A 3,483-nucleotide genomic window follows, 5' to 3' on the forward strand; every position below is an offset into this window, starting at 1 on the left:
GTGCTCCGCCGGCCAGGCGCCCAGCAGCTCGGCGAGCTGCGCCCGGTCGGCCACGTCGCAGGCGACCACCGACACCGAGGCGCCCTGCCCGGCCAGCTCGGCGGTCAGCTCGGCGGCGCCGGGCGCGGCCGGGCCGCGACGGCCGGCCAGCACCAGGTGCCGCGTGCCCCGCGCCACGAGCCAGCGCGCCACCTCCGCCCCGAGCGCGCCGGTGCCGCCGGTGACCAGGGCGCTGCGCCCGACCGGCCGGTGCGTCCGAGGCGCGGGTGCGGTGACCCGGGTCAGCCGGCGGCAGAACACCGCGCCGTCCCGCACCGCCAGCTCGCCCTCGTCCTGCCCGAGCGCGCCGGCCAGCGCCGCGAGGTCCGCGTGGCCGACCTCGCGCGGCAGGTCGACGACGCCACCCCACGGCACGGGTTGCTCCAACCCCGCGTGCCGGGCGAACCCCCACAACGCGGCCTGCCGCGGCTGGGTGACGGCGTCCCCCGGCCGGGCGGCGACCGCGTCCTGGGTCACGCACCAGACCGGGGTGGACAGGCCCAGCGCGCCCACCGCCCGCACCAACGCGAGCGTGCCGCGCAGGCCGGCCGGCACGGACGCGGTGTCGGCGTCCCCCGCCGCGCCCGGGACCGGCTCCGCGTCCAAGCCCAGCAACGACACCACGTTCCCGACCCGTTCGCCGTCCAACGCCGTGGTCAGCCGGTCGCGGAGCGCCTCCACACCCGCCTCCCGGGGTACCGCGACCCGACTGACCCGGGCCCCTCGGGCCGTCAGCGCCGCGACTGCCTGTTCGAGCCACGTCGGCTCGGCGACGTCGGCCGGCACCACGACCACCCACCGGCCGGTGAGCGGTCGGTCCGATCCCTTGGTGCGGCGCCAGGTGACGCGGTACTGCCGGCCGGCCGGCTCCTCCTGCCGCAGGCTGCGCTCCCGCCACGAGGACAGGGCCGGGAGCACGGCGCCCAGCGAGGAGCGGGCGGCGTCGTCGGAGAGGTCCAGCGCCGCGGTCAGCCCTTCGAGGTCGCCCTCGTCGACCATGGTCCAGAACCGGGTGTCGACGTCGGTGCCCCCGGTCGGGCGGTGGGGCAGCGGCTCGATCCAGTAGTGGGTGCGCTGGAACGCGTAGGTGGGCAGCCGCACGGGCCGCCGCCCCGAGGGGAACAGCCCGGACCACCGCACGTCGACCCCACCCGCGAACGCCTCGGCCGCGTTGCGCAGGAACTCCCGCGCGCCACCGTGGCCGCGCCGCAGCGAGCCGACCGTCGTGACCGACGTCCCCCTGGCCTCGGCCAGCTCCTGGATCGAGTTGACGAGCACCGGGTGCGGGCCCACCTCGTGGAACGACCGGTGCCCGCTGCCGAGCAGTTGGCCGACCACGTCCGCGAAACGCACCGTTTCGCGCAGGTTGCGGTACCAGTAGTCGGCGTCCAGCTCCCGACCGCCCAGCACCGAGCCGGTCACCGTCGAGTGGAACGGGACGTCGCCGTCGGAGCACTCGACCACGCCCAGCGCGTCGGCCAGCTCGGCCCGGATGCCCTCCACCACCGCCGAGTGCGACGCGTAGTTGATCGGCACGCGCCGGACCCGCGCCCCCTCGGCCTCCCAGGCCGCGAGGAGCCGGTCCAGCTCGGCGGTGTCCCCGGAGACCACCGTGGACAGCGGCCCGTTCACCGCGGCGACGCCGAGCCGGGGATGACCGGCCAGTCGTTCGCGCACCTCGTCGACGGACCGGTTCACCCAGCCCATGCCGCCGTGGTCGGCCAGGCGCCGCAGCACCCGGGACCGCAGGGACACCACGCGCGCGCCCTCGGCCAGCGACAGCGCCCCCGCCGCCACGGCGGCGGCGAACTCGCCCTGGGAGTGCCCGACGACGGCCGAGGGCCGAACGCCCAGGGAGGCCCACAGCCGGGACAACGCGACCCCGACCGCGAACACCGCCGGCTGCACGACGTCGTCCCGGTCCAGGCCCGGCGCACCCGGCGCCCCGGCGAGCACGTCCCTCAGCGAGGAACCGCCCCAGTCGACGTGGGGCGCCAACGCCTCGTCGCAGTCCCGCATCAGCTCCGCGAACGTCGGGCTGCTCTCCCACAGTTCGACGCCCATCCCGAGCCACTGACCGCCCTGCCCCGGGAACACGAAGACCGGGCCGTCGTGGTCGGCTTCACCGGCTCCCGCCACCACGAGGGCCGAACCGCCCGCTCGGCCGGCCGCGATCGCGTCCAGGCCGGCCAGCAGCTCCTCGCGGTCTTCGGCGATGACCACCGCCCGGTGGGGATGCGCGGAGCCGCCGGCCAGCGCCGCGCCGAACCCGGCCACGTCGGTGTCCGGGTCGTCGGCCAGCGCGGCCCGCAACCGGGTCGCCTGGCCGGCCAACGCCGCCGGTCCCCGGCCCGACACCGGGAAGGCGAAGACCCCGAGCCGCGCCGCGGCGCCCGACGGCCGGGCCACCGGCGGCTCCGGCGCCTGTTCGAGGATGACGTGCGCGTTCGTGCCGCTGATGCCGAAGGAGGAGACACCGACCCGGCGGGGACGACCGGTGCTCGGCCAGTCCCGGTTCCGGTCGAGCAGGGCGACGCCGCCCTGCGACCAGTCGATCAACGGCGAGGGCTGCTCGACGTGCAACGTCCTCGGCAGGACGCCGTGCCGCATCGCCATCACCATCTTGATGACGCCGCCGACCCCGGCGGCGGCCTGGGTGTGCCCGATGTTCGACTTCAGCGACCCCAGCCACAGCGGCGATCCGGCCGGGTGCGCCCGCCCGTAGGTGTCCAGCAGTGCCTGCGCCTCGATCGGGTCCCCGAGCCGGGTGCCGGTGCCGTGCCCTTCCACCGCGTCGACGTCGGCGGCCGTCAGCGCGGCGTTGGCCAGCGCCTGGCGGATCACCCGCTGCTGGGCGAGCCCGTTGGGCGCGGTCAGCCCGTTCGACGCGCCGTCGGAGTTCACCGAGGAGCCCTTGAGCACCGCGAGCACCTCGTGGCCCTGTCGGCGCGCGTCCGACAACCGTTCGAGCACGACGAGGCCGACGCCCTCGGCCCAGCCGGTGCCGTCCGCGCCCGCGCCGAACGCGCGGCACCGGCCGTCCGGGGACAGGGCTCGCTGGCGGCCCAGGTCGACGAACGTCATCGGGGTGGACATCACGGTGACCCCGCCGGCCAGGGCGAGCGAGCACTCGCCCGACCGCAGCGCCTGCGCGGCCAGGTGGAGCGCCACCAGCGACGACGAGCACGCGGTGTCGACCGAGACGGCAGGTCCTTCCAGGCCGAACTGGTACGCCACCCGCCCGGAGAGCACGCTGCCCGCGCTACCGGTCAGGACCGCTCCGCCGAGCTGGTCCGGCACCAGGTCCAGCGCCGGCGCGTAGTCGTGGTACATGACACCGGCGAACACCCCGGTCCGGGTGCCGCGCAGCGAGTGCGCGTCGATGCCCGCCCGCTCGAAAGCCTCCCAGGCAACCTCCAACAACAACCGCTGCTGCGGATCCAT

General features: G+C 76.4%; 1 protein-coding gene. It reads right to left on the reverse strand.

Annotated elements, in window-relative coordinates:
- A partial coding sequence (locus ACFV4N_RS41510; protein ID WP_499678184.1) for a type I polyketide synthase occupies positions 1-3,483 on the reverse strand: 3,483 nt, incomplete at its 3' end.

Origin of the sequence: Actinosynnema sp. NPDC059797, from assembly GCF_042732085.1 — a bacterium.
In the GTDB taxonomy this organism is placed as follows: Bacteria; Actinomycetota; Actinomycetes; order Mycobacteriales; family Pseudonocardiaceae; genus Actinosynnema.